We start from the raw sequence: 16,965 nt of genomic DNA, 5'->3' as shown, positions 1-16,965 counted from the left end.
GCATTTTTCAGCCCTCATCATTCGAGGTTATTCACCATGCGTCTCAAAACAGCCATCGCCGCTGCTGCTCTGCTCTGCCTGCCCGTTAGCGGCGTCATGGCCGACACGTTCTGGCGAAACGTGATTTCTTCCGGCGCTACCACTGCGTCGACCTACCTGACCTTCAAGGATCACAAGCTGGTGGTCGCCGCACAGGATGATGCCGGTAGCTTCGTGGCCAGTGAAGGGGCGATTCGGGGGCCGTTCCTGGAGGCGGCGATTCGCCAGGTGCGGGCGGATAACCCAGGGGTGGAAGCTAGCGACATGGAACTGGCCAATGCGATTTTGGCCAAGAATGCGCTAGCTGAGTAACGCTCGGGATAGGGCGAGGGCTCTGCCCTCGCTCGCGGGCAAGCCCGCTCCCACAGGTACAGCAGAACCAGTGGGGAGGGCTCGCCCGCAAAGAAGTCGTTCTCGCTACACCTTCAGCGATAAGCCTCAACGGGTACACACGCACAGAACAGGTTTCGGTCGCCATATACGTTGTCGACCCTATTCACCGCTGGCCAATACTTGTGCTGGCGCACATGCGCACTCGGCGCAATACCTTGCTCCAGGCTATACGGCCGATTCCAACCACCCAACACATCGGCCAAGGTATGCGGCGCATGCTTGAGCGGGTTGTCCTCCGCCGGCCAGTTTCCTTCCTGCACTTGGGCAATCTCCGCACGAATCGCCAGCATCGCCTCGATAAAGCGATCCAGCTCAGCCTTTGACTCACTTTCGGTCGGCTCGACCATCAACGTCCCTGGCACCGGGAACGACATGGTCGGCGCATGGAAGCCATAGTCCATCAGGCGCTTGGCGACATCCTCTTCGCTGATGCCGGTCTGCGCCTTGAGTGGCCGCAGATCGAGAATGCATTCGTGCGCCACGCGCTGATTGCGCCCACGGTAGAGCACCGGGAAGGCGCCACTGAGCTGGCTGGCCAGGTAGTTGGCGGACAGGATCGCCACCTCGCTGGCATCGGCCAGTTGTGGCCCCATCATGGCGATGTACATCCAGCTGATCGGCAAGATGCTCGCACTGCCCCAGGGCGCGGCACTGACTGCGCTGTTGTTAGGGTCCAGCCCAGGCACCGGGACTACCGGGTGGCTGGCGACGAACGGCGTGAGATGAGCGCGCACGCCTATCGGGCCCATGCCTGGGCCACCACCGCCGTGGGGGATGCAGAAGGTCTTGTGCAGGTTCATGTGCGAGACATCGGCGCCAATATCCGCTGGCCGCGCCAGGCCGACCTGGGCGTTGAGATTGGCGCCGTCCATGTACACCTGGCCGCCATGTTGGTGGATGACCTCGCAGATCTCGCGAATGCCCTCCTCATACACGCCATGGGTCGAGGGGTAGGTGACCATCAGGCAGGAAAGCCGTTCGCCGGCTGCCTGTGCCTTGGCCTTGAGATCGGCAAGGTCGATGTTGCCCTGTTCATCACAGTCAACGATCACCACCTCCATGCCAGCCATCTGCGCCGAAGCCGGATTGGTGCCATGTGCTGAAGACGGGATCAGGCAGAGCGTACGCAGCGGCTGCTTGCGGCTGCGATGATAGCGGGTGATCGCCATCAGCCCGGCATATTCGCCCTGGGCGCCTGAGTTGGGCTGCATGCAGATCGCATCGAAGCCGGTAATGGCGCACAACCAGCTTTCCAGCTCGTCGATCATCGCCTTGTAGCCCACAGCCTGGGCCGCAGGGGCGAACGGGTGCAGGTTGGCAAATTCTGGCCAGGTGATCGGGATCATTTCGCTGGTGGCGTTGAGCTTCATGGTGCAGGAGCCAAGCGGAATCATCGACTGGTTGAGCGCCAGGTCTTTGTTCTCCAACTGCTTGAGGTAGCGCAACATCTCGGTTTCGCTATGATGCAGGTTGAATACCGGGTGGGCGAGGAACGGCGTGCGCCGCACCAGGGCGCCTGGGATGCCCTCGGGGTGGGCTTGCTGATCCAGCGTGGCGATATCCAGACCATGGTCAACACCGAGGAACACGTCGAACAGGCGCAGCACTGTCGCCTCGTCGCAGGTTTCATCCAGGCTCACGCCCAAGTGCCCCCGGCCGAGAATACGCAGGTTGATCTGCGCCGCTTCAGCGCTCTCGATGACCGCTGCCTGAGTGCCACCGACATCGAGCGTGAGGGTGTCGAAGAAGTGCTGATTGAGCCTTTTGATGCCTTTGGCTTCCAGGCCTGCGGCAAGAATGAAGGTCAGCCGGTGCACGCGTTGGGCGATGCGCAGCAAGCCTTCGGGGCCGTGATAGACCGCGTAGAAGCCGGCGATATTGGCCAACAGCACCTGGGCTGTGCAGATGTTGGAATTGGCCTTCTCGCGGCGAATATGCTGCTCACGGGTTTGCAGGGCCATGCGCAGCGCGGTGTTGCCCCGAGCATCGCGCGAGACGCCGATGATGCGCCCGGGCATGGCCCGTTTGAAGTCGTCGCGGCAGGCAAAATACGCGGCATGCGGACCGCCGTAGCCCATCGGTACGCCGAAGCGCTGGGTCGAACCGAGCACCACGTCTGCGCCCAGTTCGCCGGGCGGCGCGAGCACGACCAGGCTGAGGATGTCGGCGGCAACGCAGGCCAGCGCCTGCTGCTTATGCAATTGCTCGATCAGCGGGCGCAGGTCGCGCACTTCGCCGTGGGTATCGGGGTACTGCAAGAGCGCACCAAACACCTGATGCTTGGCCAAGTTATCCACAGAATCGACGATCAGCTCGAAGCCAAAGCCTTCGGCGCGGGTCTTGAGCACCGACAGGGTCTGCGGGTGACAGTGCTGGTCGGCAAAGAACGCATTGCTTTTGCTCTTCGCCACGCGTTTGGCCAAGGCCATGGCTTCGGCCGCGGCGGTGGCTTCATCGAGCAGCGAGGCGTTGGCCAGGGCGAGGCCGGTGAGGTCGATGACCATCTGCTGGAAATTCAGCAAGGCCTCCAGGCGCCCCTGGGCGATCTCTGGCTGATACGGCGTATAGGCGGTGTACCAACCTGGATTTTCCAGCACGTTGCGCAGGATCACGGTCGGCGTGAGGGTGCCGTGATAGCCCATGCCGATCAGGCTGGTCCACAGTTGGTTCTGGGCGGCGTGTGCAGCGAGCTTGGCCAGGGCGGCCTGCTCATCGAGGGCTGCGGGCAAATCGAGGGGGCGGTTCAGGCGGATGCCAGGGGGAACGGTCTGCTCGATCAGTTCGCTGCGGCTGGCGACGCCCAAGGCGTCGAGCATGGCTTTCTGCTCCGAGGCATCAGGCCCCAGGTGACGACGCAGAAACGGGTTGAGCTCTTGCAGTTGACTCAGGGATGGCGACTGGGACATGGCGACCTCTTCCTCGACCAGAAACCCATGCAGGAGCGGCGGTTGGCCGCTGCGGCTTGTCGTGCGACCAGGCCTGCCCTGCCATCAGCGCTGGATGGCAAGGGCCTTGCCCTTGATCGCGGGACAAGCCCGCTCCTACAGAGAGACTTACAAGTCTAGGAAGGGATCGTCGATGTTGCGGGAAAACTTACTCGCCGATGGCGGCAGCGTAGCCAGCAGCGTCCAGCAGTTTGTCCAGCTCGGCAGGGTTGGCCGGCTTGAGCTTGAAGATCCAGGCAGCGTACGGATCGTTGTTCAGCTCTTCAGGGCTGTCACCCAGGGCCTCGTTGACGGCGATCACTTCGCCACCGACCGGCGCGTAGATATCGGAAGCGGCCTTGACCGACTCGACCACGCCAGCTGCATCGCCAGCGGCGAAGACCTTGCCAACTTCCGCCAGTTCGACGAACACCACGTCACCCAGGGCTTCCTGGGCGTGGTCGCTGATGCCCACGGTCACACTGCCATCGGCTTCCAGGCGAGCCCACTCGTGGCTTTCGGCAAAACGCAGGTCGGCGGGGATATTGCTCATGTCTTGTAATCCTCGATAGGGGTCAGCGGTCGGCCCGCCAGAAAAATGTTCAGATCAGAATCTTGCCGTGGCGCACGAAGGTCGGTTTGACCACCCGCACCGGGTACCACTTACCACGAATCTCGACCTCGGCCCGGTCGCCGGTAGCCATCGGTACACGCGCCAGGGCAATGGATTTGCTCAGCGTAGGAGAGAAACTACCACTGGTGATCTCTCCTTCGCCAATCCCGGCGACACGCACCACTTGATGCGCACGCAATACACCACGCTCTTCGAGCACCAGACCGACCAGCTTTTCCTGCACGCCGTGCTCGATTTCCTTGAGCAGGCCGGCACGCCCGATGAAGTCGCGCTCAGCGGGCTCCCAGGCGATGCACCAGCCGAGGTTGGAGGTTTGCGGGGTATGCTGCTCGTCGATGTCCTGGCCGTAGAGGTTCATCCCGGCTTCCAGGCGCAGGGTATCGCGGGCACCGAGGCCGCTGGGGGCGATGCCGGCTCCGACCAGGTCGTTGAAGAACGCCGGGGCTTGCTCACCGGGCAGGATGATCTCCAGGCCATCTTCACCGGTATAGCCGGTGCGGGCGACGAACCAATCGCCTTCGATCACCCCTTCGAACGGCTTCAGCTCGCGAATTACCGCTGCACGTGGGGCACTGACCAGTTCGGCAACCTTGTCGCGGGCGCGGGGGCCCTGGATGGCCAGGATCGCCAACTCAGCACGTTCTTCGAAACCGACTTCGTACCCTGCGCTATGCGCGTGCAGCCAGGCCAGCACTTTGTCGCGGGTGGCCGCGTTGACCACCAGGCGATAGCCATCTTCAGTGCGATAGACGATCAGATCGTCGACCACCCCGCCGTCATGGTTGAGCAGGGTGCTGTAGAGCGCCTTGCCGATACCCTCAAGACGGGCCACATCATTGGCCAGCAGGTGCTGCAACCAGGCCGTGGCGGCGTTGCCGTAGACATCGATCACGGTCATGTGCGAGACGTCGAACACCCCGCAGTCACTGCGCACCTGATGGTGCTCCTCGACTTGCGAGCCATAGTGCAGGGGCATGTCCCAACCGCCGAAATCGACCATTTTGGCGCCTAGCGCCAGATGCAGGTCGTACAGAGGCGTGCGCTGTCCCATGGGTTTCTCCTTCCGGGCGTGGCGAAGCAGCGGCGGTCGGCAACGTTTAATCGTCACCTTTTTTTGTAGGACCCGCCGCAGCGAATGCCGCGCATTGTAGCCGCAAGGGCGCGGACTGGCATCCTCAGTGAGTGTGACCCGGGCGCCGAGCTGAACGGCGAATCAGCCCGATGACCGGCAGCAAGCCGACCATCACCAAGGTCAAGGCCGGCAGCGAAGCGCGTGCCCATTCACCTTCGCTGGTCATCTCGAACACCCGTACCGCAAGGGTGTCCCAGCCGAACGGACGCATCAGCAACGTCGCCGGCATCTCTTTGAGGACATCGACGAACACCAGCAAAGCGGCGCTCAGGGCACCAGGCACCAATAGCGGCAGATATACCTTGAAAAACAATCTTGGCCCGCCCACCCCAAGACTGCGCGATGCCTCCGGCAGGGACGGACGGATGCGCTCCAGCGTGCTTTCCAGTGGGCCATGGGCCACGGCGATGAAGCGCACCAGATAGGCCATCAACAAGGCGGCCAGGCTGCCCAGCAGCAAGGGTTTGCCGGCGCCGCCAAGCCACTTGGACAGCGGCACCACCAACTGATTGTCCAGGTAACTGAACGCCAGCATGATCGAAACCGCCAGTACCGAGCCCGGCAAGGCGTAGCCAAGGTTGGCCAAGCCGACCCCGGCCCGGATAACCCCGGTCGGTGCCTGGCGGCGGGCGAAGGCCAACAGCAGCGCGACGCTAACGGTGATCAACGCCGCCATGGCGCCCAGGTAAAGGGTGTGCAGCACCAGGCCGACATAGCGCTCATCCAGATCATGCCGACCGCGTTGCCAGAACCACGCCAGCAGTTGCAGCAGCGGAATGACGAAGGCGCAGGCAAACACCAGCAGGCACCAACCACTTGCCGCCAGCGCCTTGAACCCACGCAAGTGATACAGCGCCTGCCCGCGTGGCCGCTCGTTGCCGGTGCGGCTCGCCCCACGAGCGCGGCGCTCGCCGTACAGCACCAGCATCACCACCAACAACAGCAGGCTGGCCAGTTGCGCTGCGCTGGAGAGGCTGAAGAAGCCGTACCAGGTCTTGTAGATCGCAGTGGTGAAGGTATCGAAGTTGAACACCGCCACCGCGCCGAAATCTGCCAGCGTTTCCATCAGCGCCAGGGCAATGCCCGCCCCGATAGCCGGCCTGGCCATCGGCAGGGCCACCCGCCAGAAGGCTTGCAGCGGCGACATGCCCAACACCCGCGCGGCTTCCATCAGGCCCTTGCCCTGAGCAATGAAGGCGGTACGCGCCAGCAGGTAGACATAGGGGTAGAACACCAACACCAGGACGATGATCACGCCGCCGGTAGAGCGCACCCGTGGCAGGCGCATCGGCCCGAACACCTCGCGCAGCGCGCTCTGCACAGGCCCGGCGAAATCCAGCAGGCCAACGAAGACGAACGCCAGCACGTAGGCCGGGATTGCGAATGGCAGCATCAACGCCCAGTCTAGCCAGCGCCTGCCGGGAAACTCGCAGAGGCTGGTCAGCCAGGCCAGGCTCACACCAAGCACGGTTACCCCGAGGCCCACGCCCAGCACCAAAGTCAGGGTATTGCCCAGCAGACGGCTCATCTGCGTGTCGAGCAGGTGCGACCAGATCTGCAGGTCGATCGACTGCCACGAGAGCAGCAGGACGCTCAGGGGCAGCAGGACCAGGGCGGCGACCAGGGAAACCGGGAGGTACCAGCGACGTTGCGGGGCGTGGGACAAAGCTCAATCCTGAGTGAAAATGGCGAATGCATCGCGGGGCAAGCCCGCTCCCACGCCAGCCGCGTATGCACGGTGTGCGTCGGAGCGGGCTTGCCCCGCGATACGGCCTGCAAGGGCCGCAGAAGGATAAAGCCTGGCGCTTAGTTCCAGCCAGCCCGATCCATCAAGCGAATAGCTTCTGCCTGACGCTTGCCCGCCACTTCAACCGGAATGCTGTCAGCCTTGAAGCTGCCCCACGCCGCAACTTCCGCAGAAGGCTTGACCTTAGGGTTGGCCGGGAACTCCTGGTTGATGTCGGCAAACAGCTTCTGCGCTTCTTCACCGGTCATCCATTCCACCAGTTTCGTGGCCGCCTCAGGGTGTGGCGCATGCTTGGTCAGGCCGATGCCCGAGAGGTTGACGTGTACCCCACGGTCGCCCTGGTTAGGCCAGAACAACTTGATCGGCAGGCTCGGCTGCTGCTTGTGGAGGCGGCCGTAGTAGTAAGTGTTGACCACGCCCACATCGCACTGGCCAGCCTCGATGGCCTGGAGCACGGCGGTATCATCGGAGAACACGTCAGTGGACAGGTTGTTGACCCAGCCCTTGATGATCTGCTCGGTCTTGGCCTCGCCGTGGTTCTCGATCAGGGTGGCGGTCAGCGACTGGTTGTAGACCTTTTTCGCAGTGCGCAGGCACAAGCGGCCTTCCCAGTGCTTGTCGGCAAGGGCCTCGTAGGTGCTCAGCTCTTCGGGTTTGACCCGCTCGGTGGAGTAGGCGATGGTTCGTGCGCGCAGGCTCAGGCCCGTCCAGTCATGGGAGCTGGAGCGATACTGGGCGGGGATGTTGGCGTCGATGACGTCCGACTTGATCGGCTGCAGGATGCCCATCTGCTCGGCTTGCCAGAGGTTACCGGCGTCGACGGTGAGCAGCAGGTCGGCCACGCCGTTGTCGCCCTCAGCCTTGATGCGCTGCATCAGCGGGGCTTCTTTGTCGGTGATGAACTTGATCTTGACGCCGGTCTTGGCGGTATAGGCGTCGAACACCGGCTTGATCAGCTCATCGATGCGCGAGGAATACACCACCACTTCTTCCGCCGCCTGGGCGGTGCCGCCGAACAGGGTCAGGGCCAGGGCGGCCAGTAGGGGCTTGCGTGGCAACATCGGGGTAACTCCTCGCGGGATCTAGAGGTGCAAATGGTAGTGTTTCCCATTATGCGACTCACCCTTACAGGCGTTACCAGATGTTGCCAAAGCGGCCGCAAGGACCTCAAGCCCGAGCCAATTCCGGCAAATCCCCAGAAAGCCCCAACGCCTGCCGCACGAACAGCGCCTTGGCCTCCGGCATCTGCTCAACGATCTTCAAGCCGCTATTACGCAACCAACGCAGCGGCAACGGATTAGCCTGGAACAACCGCTCAAAGCCCTCCATCGCCGCCATCAGCGCCAAGTTGTGCGGCATGCGCCGACGCTCATAGCGACTGAGCACCTTCACATCCGCCAAACGCTCACCCCGCTCGCAAGCACGCCCAAGCTCTTCAGCCAGCACTGCCGCATCGAGGAAGCCCAGGTTGACCCCCTGCCCGGCCAGCGGGTGGATCACATGCGCAGCATCGCCGATCAGCGCCAGCCCTTCATCCACATAGCGCTTGGCATGGCGCTGCCGCAGCGGCACACACACCCGTGGGTCGGCCTCCAGCACTTCGCCCAGACGGCCCTCAAAAGCCCTGCCTAGCGCCTGGCAGAACGCTTCATCGTCCATCGCCATGGCCTGCTCGGCCTGCTCGGGGGTGGTCGACCAGACAATCGAGCACCAATGCTGGCCGTCGTCGCGGGCCAGCGGTAGAAACGCCAACGGCCCCTCATCGGTGAACCGCTGCCAGGCGGTCGCCTGGTGTGGCTCGCTGCAGCGCACGCTGGTGACGATCGCCTGATGCAGGTAATCCCATTCGCGCGTTTGGCAACCGGTCAGGCGCCGCACCGCCGAGTTGGCGCCGTCCGCCGCCACCACCAACGGTGCGCGCAGACGCCGGCCATCGGCCAGGGTCAGCAGCCACTCGTCACCGGAGCGGCGCATCTGTTCCAGACGGGCGTTGGCCAGCAGGCCGATATCGCTGTCGTGCAGCCGATCCAGCAGGCCATCTTGCACTACCCGGTTCTCGACGATATGGCCCAGTACCTGGGCGTGCACACTGGCTGCCGAGAAGTGGATCTGGCCAGTGCCGCTGCCATCCCAGACATGCATGTCCGAATACGGCGAAGCCCGGCGCGCGGCGATACCCTCCCAAGCGCCCAGGCGCTCGAGAATACGCTGGCTGGCCGCCGACAGGGCACTGACGCGTGGTTCGAACGCCGCCTGTGGATCAAAGGGTTTGACCGACAGCGGGCCGCCGTCGAGCAGGAGAATTTCCAGGCCGCTGTGGCGCAACCCCAGGGCCAGTGCGCTGCCGACCATACCGGCACCGACAATCAACAGATCTGCGCGCATTTCCATGCTTTACGCCTGCCTCGCTTGCGGCTTGAGCCGTACATAAAGGGTTTTATCGACCCGCGCCACCAGCTCACCGGCACCATCGCGGATATCGACCTGCAGACGGGGCAGGTACTTCTTGCCGCTGGCGGTCTGCTGGCGGATGTCGTCGAGCATCGCGTCGTCGACATGGAACTCGGCGTACACCGGGCCTTTGCCAGGGGAGATGAAATCGATGCTGGCGGCTTTATCCCAGACGATATATTCGCGGCCCAGGCGCTCGATCAACAGCAGCATGTAGAACGGGTCGACCATCGAGTACAGGCTGCCGCCGAACTGGGTGCCGACATAGTTGCGGTTCCAACGGGTGAGCTTCATGCACACCTTGACGCTGCTCATGTCCGGGCTGATGTGCTGCACACGGATACCGGCGCCCAGGTAAGGCGGGTAGAAGTTGAGCAGCCAGCGCAGCATCCGGGCCTTGCGCGCGAGCTTGCGTGGATCGCTCATGCGCGACCCCGCAGGTCAGGCCGAGTGCCCAGGCCCATGGCCTGGCGGGCGAACCAGCGTTTGGCCGGAGGCAGCAAGTCGAGGCCCAACAGGCCGAGGTTGCGCCCGGCCGCCAGCAATGGCTGACCGCTGCCAAATACGCGGGTGACCTGGTCGGAAAAGCCGATGGTCAGCGCCTGGTCCAGGCGCTGACGCTGGTGATAGACCTGCAAGGTCGCCAGATCGCCCGGCTGCGCAGGGCCGGCCAACAGGCCTTCGGCAAGGGTCTGCACATCGCGCAGGGACAGGTTGAAGCCCTGCCCGGCAATCGGGTGCAGGCTGTGCGCGGCATTGCCCAGCACGACCAGATGGGGGCGCACCTGCTCCTCGGCCTCGACCAGCGCCAGCGGGTAGAGGTGTCGCACGCCAACCTGGCGCAGCGCACCCAGGCGATAGCCGAACACGTCCTGCAACTCACGCAGGAAGCTGCGCTCGTCGATTTCGGCAAGGCGCTTGGCATCCATTCCCTGGCGGGTCCAGACCAGCGCGCAGCGGTTCTCAGGTAACGGCAGCAACGCCATCGGGCCTTGCTCTGTGAAGCGCTCGAAGGCCTGGCCAGCATGGGCCTCGCCGGGGCTGATATTGGCGATCAGCGCGCTCTGGTCGTAGGGTCGGCGCCGCACATGGATGCCCAGTTGCTCACGCAAGCCGGAACGACCACCATCGGCCAGCACCGCCAGGTCGCACTCAAGGCTGGTGTCGTCATCGAGCTGCAAGCGATAGCCGCCCTCGATCGGCTGCATGGCCTTGACCTCGGCCGGGCAGCGCCAGCTGACCACGTCGCGGTCCAGGCTTTGCCACAGGCACTGGCCAAGCCAGGCATTTTCCACCACGTAACCCAGCGCTGGCACGCCTTCTTCGCTGGCATCCAGACGGGTCGCGCCGAAGCGGCCCCGGTCGGACACGTGGATCTGGCGGATCGGCTCGGCGCGCGGGCTGAGGGTTTGCCACACGCCAAGTTGCTCGTAGATTTGCCGAGTGCCGAACGACAGCGCTGAGGAGCGCGCATCGTAGCTCGGCTGGAAGCTGTCGCCCGGCGCGAACGGCTCGATCAACAGGATCTTCCAGCCCCGCGCCTTGGCGCCGGCCTGCAAGGCCAGGGCCAGGCTGGCACCGACCAGGCCGCCGCCAATGATCGCCAGGTTGACCCGGGTCATGCCACGTCCCTGCGTGCGTCAGCCATCAGCGCCTCGATCTCGGCGACAGTACGTGGCACGCCCGAGGTAAGAATTTCACAGCCTTGCTTGGTCACGACCACGTCGTCCTCGATCCTGATCCCGATGCCACGCCATTTCTTCGGCACATCCTGGTTGTCGGCGGCAATGTAGATGCCCGGCTCGACGGTCAGCGCCATGCCCGGTTCGAGCACTCGCCACTGACCACCAACCTTGTATTCGCCAACGTCATGCACATCCATACCCAGCCAGTGCCCGGCGCGGTGCATGTAGAAGGCGCGATGCGCCTCGGCGTCGATCAGCGCCTGCACTTCGCCTTTGAGCAGCCCCAGCTCGACCAACCCTTCGGTGATCACCCGCACGGTCGCTTCATGGGCGTGGTTCCAGTGCTTGCCAGGGGCAATCTCGGCAAACGCTGCCGCCTGAGCCTTGAGCACCAGTTCGTAGATCGCCTTCTGCTCTGGCGTAAACCGCCCGCTGACCGGGAAGGTGCGGGTGATGTCGCTGGCGTAGCAGTCGATCTCGCAACCGGCGTCGATCAACACCAGATCGCCGTCCTTGAGCAAGGCGTCGTTCTGCTGGTAGTGCAGGATGCAGCCGTTGCGCCCGGCGGCGACGATCGAGCCGTAGGCCGGCATCTTCGCCCCGCCCTTGCGGAACTCGTAGTCCAGCTCGGCTTCCAGGCTGTATTCGTAGAGCCCGGCGCGACAGGCCTGCATGGCCCGCACATGGGCGCGGGCGGAAATGTCCGCAGCAGCGCGCATCACCTTCACCTCTGCCGCCGATTTATACAGGCGCATGTCGTGCAGCAGGTGATCCAGGGCAACGAATTCGTTCGGCGGCTGGGCACCGAGACGCGCCTTGGAGCGTATGACGTTGATCCAGTCCATCAGCCGGCGATCGAACTCGGGGTTGCTGCCCATGGCGGTGTAGACCCGATCGCGCCCTTCGATCAGACCCGGCAGGATCTCGTCGATATCGGTGATCGGGAAGGCATCGTCGGCGCCAAAGTCGCGCACCGCGCCTTCCTGGCCGGCGCGCAGGCCATCCCACAGCTCGCGCTCAGGGTTGCGCTCACGGCAAAACAGCACGTACTCGCCATGCTCGCGGCCAGGAATCAGCGCGATCACCGCCTCTGGCTCCGGGAAGCCGCTGAGGTACTGGAAGTCGCTGTCCTGGCGGTACACGTGCTCGACGTCGCGGTTGCGAATGGCAACCGCAGCGGCTGGCAGGATGGCGATGCTGTTGGGGACCATCTGCGCCATCAGCGCCTTGCGCCGACGGGCATACTCCGCCTTGGGTATGTGGCTCATGGGCAAACGACCCCGTTCAGATCAATGCAGCGATGGCTTTGGCGCAGGTGCTGCTGGGGTGTTCAATTCCGTGAACAGCAGCAACGGGGCGACGCGCAGGTACTCCATGACCTCCATGTAGTCGCTTTCGCCGTCCTCGGACTCTTCCAGCGCTTCCTGGACTTGGGAAATGGCTACCAGGTCCTGCAGCACTTCCTTGGCGTCGGTGGACAGGTCCTTGCCGCCGGCATTCAGGCCGAAACCACTGATGAAGCCCTGGCACCACTGGCCCAGCGCGGCGGCACGGTCGGCCAGCGCCGCGTCGTCGGTCGGCAGCAGCAGGACGATGGCGACGTCTTCGCCGGTGAGCTCGGCCTTGACCATCTCTTGCAGGCCGATCAAAGCGTTGCGAACTGTGTCACCAGGCTCGGTCTCGAGCAGCTGGGCTGCGTCAGCCAGCCAGGCATCGGCATCGAACCCGGCGCCGGCGCAGCTGCGGCCGATCAGCAGGCCATGCAGCTCGGCAGGGGTGACAGGGTGGCCATTGCTCGAAAGCAACATGGCGAAGGCGATGTAGGGCGATTGTGTATTGGGCATGGGCTGCTAGGCGCCAGACGGCGCAATGTCTAGAATGAAGACCTTGTATCCTAGCACCGGCAGGCGCGCCAAGACCATCGGCACTGGCCGCCGAGGGCCTGGCACAGGCATGATCGCCAGGCAGTCAACGATGGAGCGAAACGAGTGCAACCCATGCAAGACAACGACCTGCAAGCGCTGATGAGCCGATTTGAGTTGCTGATCGAGCGCGTCGAGCAACTTAAACGGCAAAATGCACTCCTAGTAGCTCAGGAAAAATCCTGGCGCGAAGAGCGCGCCCACCTCATCGACAAGAACGAGATCGCAAGGCGCAAGGTCGAATCGATGATCTTGCGGCTCAAGGCCCTGGAGCAAGACTCATGAGTTCAAGCAATAGCGTCACCGTCCAGATCCTCGACAAGGAATACTCGATCATCTGTCCGCCCGAGGAGCGCAACAACCTGGTCAGCGCGGCACGCTACCTGGACGGCAAGATGCGTGAGATCCGCAGCAGCGGCAAGGTGATTGGCGCTGATCGCATCGCGGTCATGGCAGCGCTGAACATCACCCACGAAATGCTGCACCGTCAGGACACCCCGGATGTGGTCAGCGGCGGCACTACCCGTGAGCAGGTGCGTGACCTGCTGGAGCGGGTCGACAATGCATTGGCCGACGACACGGGTACCAAAAACGGCTGAGGTTGGTATACTGGCGCCACTCCCTGGGGGATGCGCCAGTCGGTTATGTCCCTGAGCCGATACGCACAACCACGGGGGTTGCACGCTGGGGCCGGTGTGCATGTCCGCCCGACGGAAAGCCTTAACGCCCCCTGCAATCTCCACCTTGAACTTTCGGGTTCAAGGGCTACACCGATAGCGGTCTTATCGGGGAGCCTGAATGCTTCAGTGCCCGCCTCCTCCGGCGGGCAATTGGTTTGGCCGCCACGGCGGCCGACACCTCTGGGAACGCCCGTGCCATGACCGACACCGCGCCGCTCACCCGCCCTCAACTACGCCGCCTGCTGCGCCATGCCCGCCGCGCCCTTACCCCGGCCCAGCAACGCCAGGCGACCCTCGGCCTGTACCGCCAACTAGCGCAGCACCCACTGTTTCGCCGGGCGAAGCACATTGCCCTGTACCTTCCCAACGATGGCGAGATCGACCCACGCCTGCTGCTGCGCGAAGCCCAACGCCGGGGCAAGCGCACCTATTTGCCAGTGCTGCATGCCTGGCCAGCGACGCGCATGGTGTTTCAGCGTTTCGAGCATGGGGAAAAACTACGGCCCAATCGCTTCCGTATTCCGGAACCTGTAGTCGAGCGCAAGCGGCAACGGCCAATCTGGGCGCTGGACTTGATCCTGCTGCCGTTGGTGGGCTTCGATGAAGTGGGGGGGCGACTGGGTATGGGCGGTGGCTTCTATGACCGCAGCCTGGCCTACCAGGCACGTCGCAAGACCTGGAAAAAACCGCTACTGCTGGGGCTGGCCCATGAGTGTCAGAAAGTAGAGCGACTGGCCCAGGCCAGTTGGGATGTGCCGCTGCAAGGAACGGTCTCGGACCGTGGCTGGTACCTGGCACGCAACTAAAGGCGCGCCAGGCCAAGGCTTAGCGTTGTTGCGGGGCAGACTCTACGGGCGTCTGGTAGGCGATGTCCATCTTGCGCTCCCAGAAACTCTGCGCATAACCGGTGGTGACAACCCCCAGGCCGAAAATGAAGGCCAAGACCCAAAGCAGGTCCGGTTTGCGTTTGTTCATCGATTGCCCCCCTAGGCAAACTGTTCTGGCTCGCTAGCTTTTTCGGTGCTGGCGGAGCATGTCGCTTAAAATCGGCGCATTTTCCGACAACGTGCGTCGACACGCAAACGTTGACGCCAACCGGCTGTCGGTTTCATGCAACAGGTTATTTCAAACTTTGTCAGGAGCAGCATCCATGGCCTATTGGCTGATGAAATCCGAGCCCGACGAGCTCTCCATCGAAGCCTTGGCCCGCCTGGGCGAGGCGCGCTGGGACGGCGTGCGCAACTATCAGGCGCGCAATTTCTTGAGGGAAATGAGCGTAGGCGACGCGTTCTTCTTCTACCACTCCAGCTGCCCGCAACCAGGCATCGCCGGTATCGCCAAGATCACTGCGGCGGCCTACCCGGACCCGACTGCGCTCGACCCTGAAAGCCCCTATCACGACGCCAAGGCGACTGCCGAGAAAAACCCATGGAGCGCGGTAGATGTAGCGCATGTGCAGACGTTCAAGCAGGTGCTGGGGTTAGGCCTGCTCAAGCAACAGACTGCACTTGAGGAGCTGCCGCTGGTGCACAAAGGCACGCGACTGTCGGTGATGCCGGTTACCCCAGAGCAGTGGGCGGCGATCATGGTCCTGGCTGGGTGAAGTGACGCGCTGGCTGACCCAGCTTTTTCGCAGGCTCGCCGGCGAGAAGGCTGGGTCGATATCAAATCACTGCACAATCAAGTTATTGAACAGCAGATCCTCGACGATCGGCTTGCCTTCTTCGGCTTCCATCACCTGCTGCACCTGCTTCAGGGCTTCCTGACGCAGCTTCTCCTTGGCCTCGACGTTGCTCATGTTATCCACAGCCTGCTGGGTGAACAGCGCCACCAGCTGGTTACGGATCAGCGGCTCGTGGTGCTTTACCGCAGTGGCGGCGGCGTCACCGGTTACTCGCAGGGCCACGTCAGCCTTGTACACGCGCAACTTGGGGCTACCATCGAGCGCGTAGTTGCCGACAAAGGGCGGGCTCAGGCTGATGTAGGAAACCTTCGGCTCCCCTTCCTTGGCTGCCTCGGCCATGGCCGTCGCTGGCAGCAGCAGCGCCAGTACCATCAAGATCCACGCTTTCACGAATTCGCTCCTCAATACAGTTGGCGCCAGCTTACCCAGCACTTCGTTCAAACCCAAGCCCGGGCTTATGCCAGCCCATCAGGCCGGGCCATGCTCGTTGACCCGGCAACTGGCCCTCTTACACTTATCGGCCACCACACGCAAAGGAATAGCCCCGATGAAAGCTGTGTTGTGCAAAACCCTTGGCCCGGCGCGCGATCTGGTGCTGGAAGAGGCGGCCAGCCCTACGCCCAAGATCAACGAGATCCTGCTCGACGTGCACGCCGCCGGGGTCAACTTCCCCGATACCCTGATCATCGAAGGCAAATACCAGTTCCAGCCGCCACTGCCATTCTCGCCAGGTGGCGAGGCCGCGGGGGTAGTCGCCGCCGTGGGCGCGAAAGCGGGTGCCTTCAAGGTCGGCGACCGGGTCATGGCCCTGACCGGCTGGGGCGCCTTTGCCGAGCAGGTGGCGGTGCCGTTCTATAACGTGCTGCCAGTGCCGCCGAGCATGGACTTCACCACTGCTGCGGCGTTTGGCATGACCTACGGCACCTCGATGCACGCCCTGCGCCAACGCGCCAACCTGCAGCCAGGGGAGACCTTGCTGGTACTTGGTGCTTCGGGGGGTGTAGGCCTTGCCGCAGTGGAGATTGGCAAGGCCATGGGCGCCAAGGTGATCGCCGCCGCCAGTAGCGAAGAGAAACTGCAGGTGGCCAAGGCTGCCGGCGCCGATGAGGTGATCGACTACAGCAAGGCTAGCCTGAAGGATGAAATCAAGCGCCTGACGGGCGGCAAGGGCGTGGATGTTATCTACGATCCGGTTGGCGGTGAGTTGTTTGACCAGGCAGTACGCGGCCTGGCCTGGAATGGCAGGTTGCTGGTGGTGGGTTTTGCCAGTGGGACGATTCCGCAATTGCCGGTGAACCTGGCGCTGCTCAAGGGTGCCTCGGTGGTCGGGGTGTTCTGGGGATCGTTCGCCCAGCGCCAGCCTGAGGATAATGCAGCCAACTTCCGTCAGTTGTTTGCCTGGCATGCCGAAGGCAAGGTAAAGCCACTGGTGTCGCAGACTTATCCACTGGCGGAGGCCGGGGCGGCAATCGAGCGACTGGCTCAGCGCCAGGCTGTGGGTAAGTTGGTGGTACTGGCCAGGTAGGATTTAGACCCTAAATGTCGCTTCTGGCCTCTTCGCGGGCAAGCCCGCTTGTATGGTTAGACTTGAAGGGGTGGTGGGACTAAATGCCCGATTCTGACTGTTCGCAGCAGTACAGACCGTGGGAGACATCGCCCCACCCCTTCCACCAA

The 16,965-nt window shown here is 63.3% G+C and carries 18 protein-coding genes and 1 other RNA gene; 7 read left to right on the top strand and 12 right to left on the bottom strand.

What is annotated here, in order from left to right:
• Positions 1–36 precede the first annotated feature (36 nt).
• Entirely contained in the window at positions 37–351 is a 315-nt protein-coding gene (locus AAZU54_RS23820) for a DUF2388 domain-containing protein (protein WP_186555849.1), read from the top strand.
• 113 nt (positions 352–464) lie between these two features.
• Here AAZU54_RS23820 and gcvP read toward each other — a convergent pair whose 3' ends face one another.
• From gcvP to AAZU54_RS23770, 10 genes are all read right to left on the bottom strand, one after another.
• A complete protein-coding gene (gene gcvP, locus AAZU54_RS23815) occupies positions 465–3,338 on the bottom strand; it encodes an aminomethyl-transferring glycine dehydrogenase (protein ID WP_405129946.1) in 2,874 nt (957 codons plus the stop codon).
• 187 nt (positions 3,339–3,525) lie between these two features.
• Positions 3,526–3,909: a glycine cleavage system protein GcvH gene (gcvH, locus tag AAZU54_RS23810; RefSeq protein ID WP_186555847.1), complete on the bottom strand. Its 384-nt coding sequence runs from the start codon at positions 3,907–3,909 to the stop codon at positions 3,526–3,528.
• Positions 3,910–3,958: 49 nt separating this feature from the next.
• Complete coding sequence (gene gcvT / locus AAZU54_RS23805) at positions 3,959–5,041, bottom strand: glycine cleavage system aminomethyltransferase GcvT (protein WP_186555846.1); 1,083 nt, start codon at positions 5,039–5,041, stop codon at positions 3,959–3,961.
• Between the two features lie 124 nt (positions 5,042–5,165).
• Positions 5,166–6,788, bottom strand: coding sequence for an ABC transporter permease (locus tag AAZU54_RS23800; RefSeq protein ID WP_186555845.1), 1,623 nt, complete (start codon positions 6,786–6,788; stop codon positions 5,166–5,168).
• Positions 6,789–6,928: 140 nt separating this feature from the next.
• Positions 6,929–7,930 (bottom strand): extracellular solute-binding protein, encoded by a 1,002-nt coding sequence (locus AAZU54_RS23795; protein WP_186555844.1) that lies wholly within the window; start codon positions 7,928–7,930, stop codon positions 6,929–6,931.
• A gap of 106 nt (positions 7,931–8,036) precedes the next feature.
• Positions 8,037–9,254: a 2-octaprenyl-3-methyl-6-methoxy-1,4-benzoquinol hydroxylase gene (locus tag AAZU54_RS23790; RefSeq protein ID WP_434727746.1), complete on the bottom strand. Its 1,218-nt coding sequence runs from the start codon at positions 9,252–9,254 to the stop codon at positions 8,037–8,039.
• A gap of 9 nt (positions 9,255–9,263) precedes the next feature.
• Positions 9,264–9,746, bottom strand: coding sequence for a DUF4442 domain-containing protein (locus tag AAZU54_RS23785; RefSeq protein ID WP_186555843.1), 483 nt, complete (start codon positions 9,744–9,746; stop codon positions 9,264–9,266).
• Positions 9,743–10,942 (bottom strand): 2-octaprenyl-6-methoxyphenyl hydroxylase, encoded by a 1,200-nt coding sequence (gene ubiH, locus AAZU54_RS23780; protein WP_186555842.1) that lies wholly within the window; start codon positions 10,940–10,942, stop codon positions 9,743–9,745. The genes AAZU54_RS23785 and ubiH overlap by 4 nt, the downstream gene beginning before the upstream one ends.
• Positions 10,939–12,273 carry a Xaa-Pro aminopeptidase gene (gene pepP / locus AAZU54_RS23775; RefSeq protein ID WP_312153982.1) on the bottom strand — a complete coding sequence of 445 codons (1,335 nt, stop codon included), beginning with the start codon at positions 12,271–12,273 and terminating at the stop codon, positions 10,939–10,941. Before pepP ends, ubiH begins: the two co-directional genes overlap by 4 nt.
• Positions 12,274–12,294: 21 nt before the next feature.
• Positions 12,295–12,849 (bottom strand): YecA family protein, encoded by a 555-nt coding sequence (locus AAZU54_RS23770; protein ID WP_186555840.1) that lies wholly within the window; start codon positions 12,847–12,849, stop codon positions 12,295–12,297.
• Positions 12,850–13,002: 153 nt separating this feature from the next.
• On the opposite strand from AAZU54_RS23770, the gene AAZU54_RS23765 reads away from it, so the two are divergent.
• The 4 genes from AAZU54_RS23765 to AAZU54_RS23750 all read left to right on the top strand — a co-directional run bounded on the left by AAZU54_RS23765 (position 13,003) and on the right by AAZU54_RS23750 (position 14,413).
• Positions 13,003–13,212: a TIGR02449 family protein gene (locus AAZU54_RS23765; RefSeq protein WP_186555839.1), complete on the top strand. Its 210-nt coding sequence runs from the start codon at positions 13,003–13,005 to the stop codon at positions 13,210–13,212.
• Entirely contained in the window at positions 13,209–13,526 is a 318-nt protein-coding gene (locus tag AAZU54_RS23760) for a cell division protein ZapA (protein ID WP_186555838.1), read from the top strand. The genes AAZU54_RS23765 and AAZU54_RS23760 overlap by 4 nt, the downstream gene beginning before the upstream one ends.
• Before the next feature lie 17 nt (positions 13,527–13,543).
• A non-coding RNA gene (gene ssrS, locus AAZU54_RS23755) (6S RNA) lies at positions 13,544–13,723 on the top strand.
• A gap of 81 nt (positions 13,724–13,804) precedes the next feature.
• On the top strand, positions 13,805–14,413 hold the full coding sequence (locus tag AAZU54_RS23750; RefSeq protein WP_186555837.1) for a 5-formyltetrahydrofolate cyclo-ligase: 609 nt from the start codon (positions 13,805–13,807) through the stop codon (positions 14,411–14,413).
• A gap of 19 nt (positions 14,414–14,432) precedes the next feature.
• Here AAZU54_RS23750 and AAZU54_RS23745 read toward each other — a convergent pair whose 3' ends face one another.
• Positions 14,433–14,582, bottom strand: coding sequence for a hypothetical protein (locus tag AAZU54_RS23745; protein WP_186555836.1), 150 nt, complete (start codon positions 14,580–14,582; stop codon positions 14,433–14,435).
• 175 nt (positions 14,583–14,757) lie between these two features.
• Here AAZU54_RS23745 and AAZU54_RS23740 point away from each other — a divergent pair, with 175 nt between their 5' ends.
• The gene (locus tag AAZU54_RS23740; RefSeq protein ID WP_186555835.1) at positions 14,758–15,210 is read left to right on the top strand and encodes an EVE domain-containing protein; all 453 of its coding nucleotides are present in this window, start codon (positions 14,758–14,760) and stop codon (positions 15,208–15,210) included.
• A 66-nt stretch (positions 15,211–15,276) separates the two neighbouring features.
• Here AAZU54_RS23740 and AAZU54_RS23735 read toward each other — a convergent pair whose 3' ends face one another.
• On the bottom strand, positions 15,277–15,681 hold the full coding sequence (locus AAZU54_RS23735) for a flagellar basal body-associated protein FliL (RefSeq protein WP_186555834.1): 405 nt from the start codon (positions 15,679–15,681) through the stop codon (positions 15,277–15,279).
• Positions 15,682–15,838: 157 nt separating this feature from the next.
• Between AAZU54_RS23735 and AAZU54_RS23730 the strand changes: the two genes are divergently transcribed.
• The gene (locus AAZU54_RS23730; RefSeq protein ID WP_186555833.1) at positions 15,839–16,816 is read left to right on the top strand and encodes an NADPH:quinone oxidoreductase family protein; all 978 of its coding nucleotides are present in this window, start codon (positions 15,839–15,841) and stop codon (positions 16,814–16,816) included.
• Positions 16,817–16,965: the final 149 nt, after the last annotated feature.

The organism is Pseudomonas sp. Je.1.5.c (assembly GCF_051129895.1).
In the GTDB taxonomy this organism is placed as follows: Bacteria; Pseudomonadota; Gammaproteobacteria; order Pseudomonadales; family Pseudomonadaceae; genus Aquipseudomonas; species Aquipseudomonas urmiensis.
Note: the sequence above shows the minus strand (reverse complement) of the source record. Positions and strands in the feature narration are given on the sequence as shown.

Bases quoted from the DNA above. Each gene is read 5' to 3' on its own strand.
- gcvT (WP_186555846.1), bottom strand. From the start codon at position 5,041: ATGGGACAGCGCACGCCTCTGTACGACCTGCATCTGGCGCTAGGCGCC.
- AAZU54_RS23745 (WP_186555836.1), bottom strand. From the start codon at position 14,582: ATGAACAAACGCAAACCGGACCTGCTTTGGGTCTTGGCCTTCATTTTC.
- AAZU54_RS23730 (WP_186555833.1), top strand. From the start codon at position 15,839: ATGAAAGCTGTGTTGTGCAAAACCCTTGGCCCGGCGCGCGATCTGGTG.
- gcvH (WP_186555847.1), bottom strand. From the start codon at position 3,909: ATGAGCAATATCCCCGCCGACCTGCGTTTTGCCGAAAGCCACGAGTGG.
- pepP (WP_312153982.1), bottom strand. From the start codon at position 12,273: ATGAGCCACATACCCAAGGCGGAGTATGCCCGTCGGCGCAAGGCGCTG.
- AAZU54_RS23750 (WP_186555837.1), top strand. From the start codon at position 13,805: ATGACCGACACCGCGCCGCTCACCCGCCCTCAACTACGCCGCCTGCTG.
- AAZU54_RS23760 (WP_186555838.1), top strand. From the start codon at position 13,209: ATGAGTTCAAGCAATAGCGTCACCGTCCAGATCCTCGACAAGGAATAC.
- AAZU54_RS23795 (WP_186555844.1), bottom strand. From the start codon at position 7,930: ATGTTGCCACGCAAGCCCCTACTGGCCGCCCTGGCCCTGACCCTGTTC.
- AAZU54_RS23790 (WP_434727746.1), bottom strand. From the start codon at position 9,254: ATGCGCGCAGATCTGTTGATTGTCGGTGCCGGTATGGTCGGCAGCGCA.
- AAZU54_RS23765 (WP_186555839.1), top strand. From the start codon at position 13,003: ATGCAAGACAACGACCTGCAAGCGCTGATGAGCCGATTTGAGTTGCTG.
- AAZU54_RS23785 (WP_186555843.1), bottom strand. From the start codon at position 9,746: ATGAGCGATCCACGCAAGCTCGCGCGCAAGGCCCGGATGCTGCGCTGG.
- ubiH (WP_186555842.1), bottom strand. From the start codon at position 10,942: ATGACCCGGGTCAACCTGGCGATCATTGGCGGCGGCCTGGTCGGTGCC.
- AAZU54_RS23740 (WP_186555835.1), top strand. From the start codon at position 14,758: ATGGCCTATTGGCTGATGAAATCCGAGCCCGACGAGCTCTCCATCGAA.
- gcvP (WP_405129946.1), bottom strand. From the start codon at position 3,338: ATGTCCCAGTCGCCATCCCTGAGTCAACTGCAAGAGCTCAACCCGTTT.
- AAZU54_RS23770 (WP_186555840.1), bottom strand. From the start codon at position 12,849: ATGCCCAATACACAATCGCCCTACATCGCCTTCGCCATGTTGCTTTCG.
- AAZU54_RS23820 (WP_186555849.1), top strand. From the start codon at position 37: ATGCGTCTCAAAACAGCCATCGCCGCTGCTGCTCTGCTCTGCCTGCCC.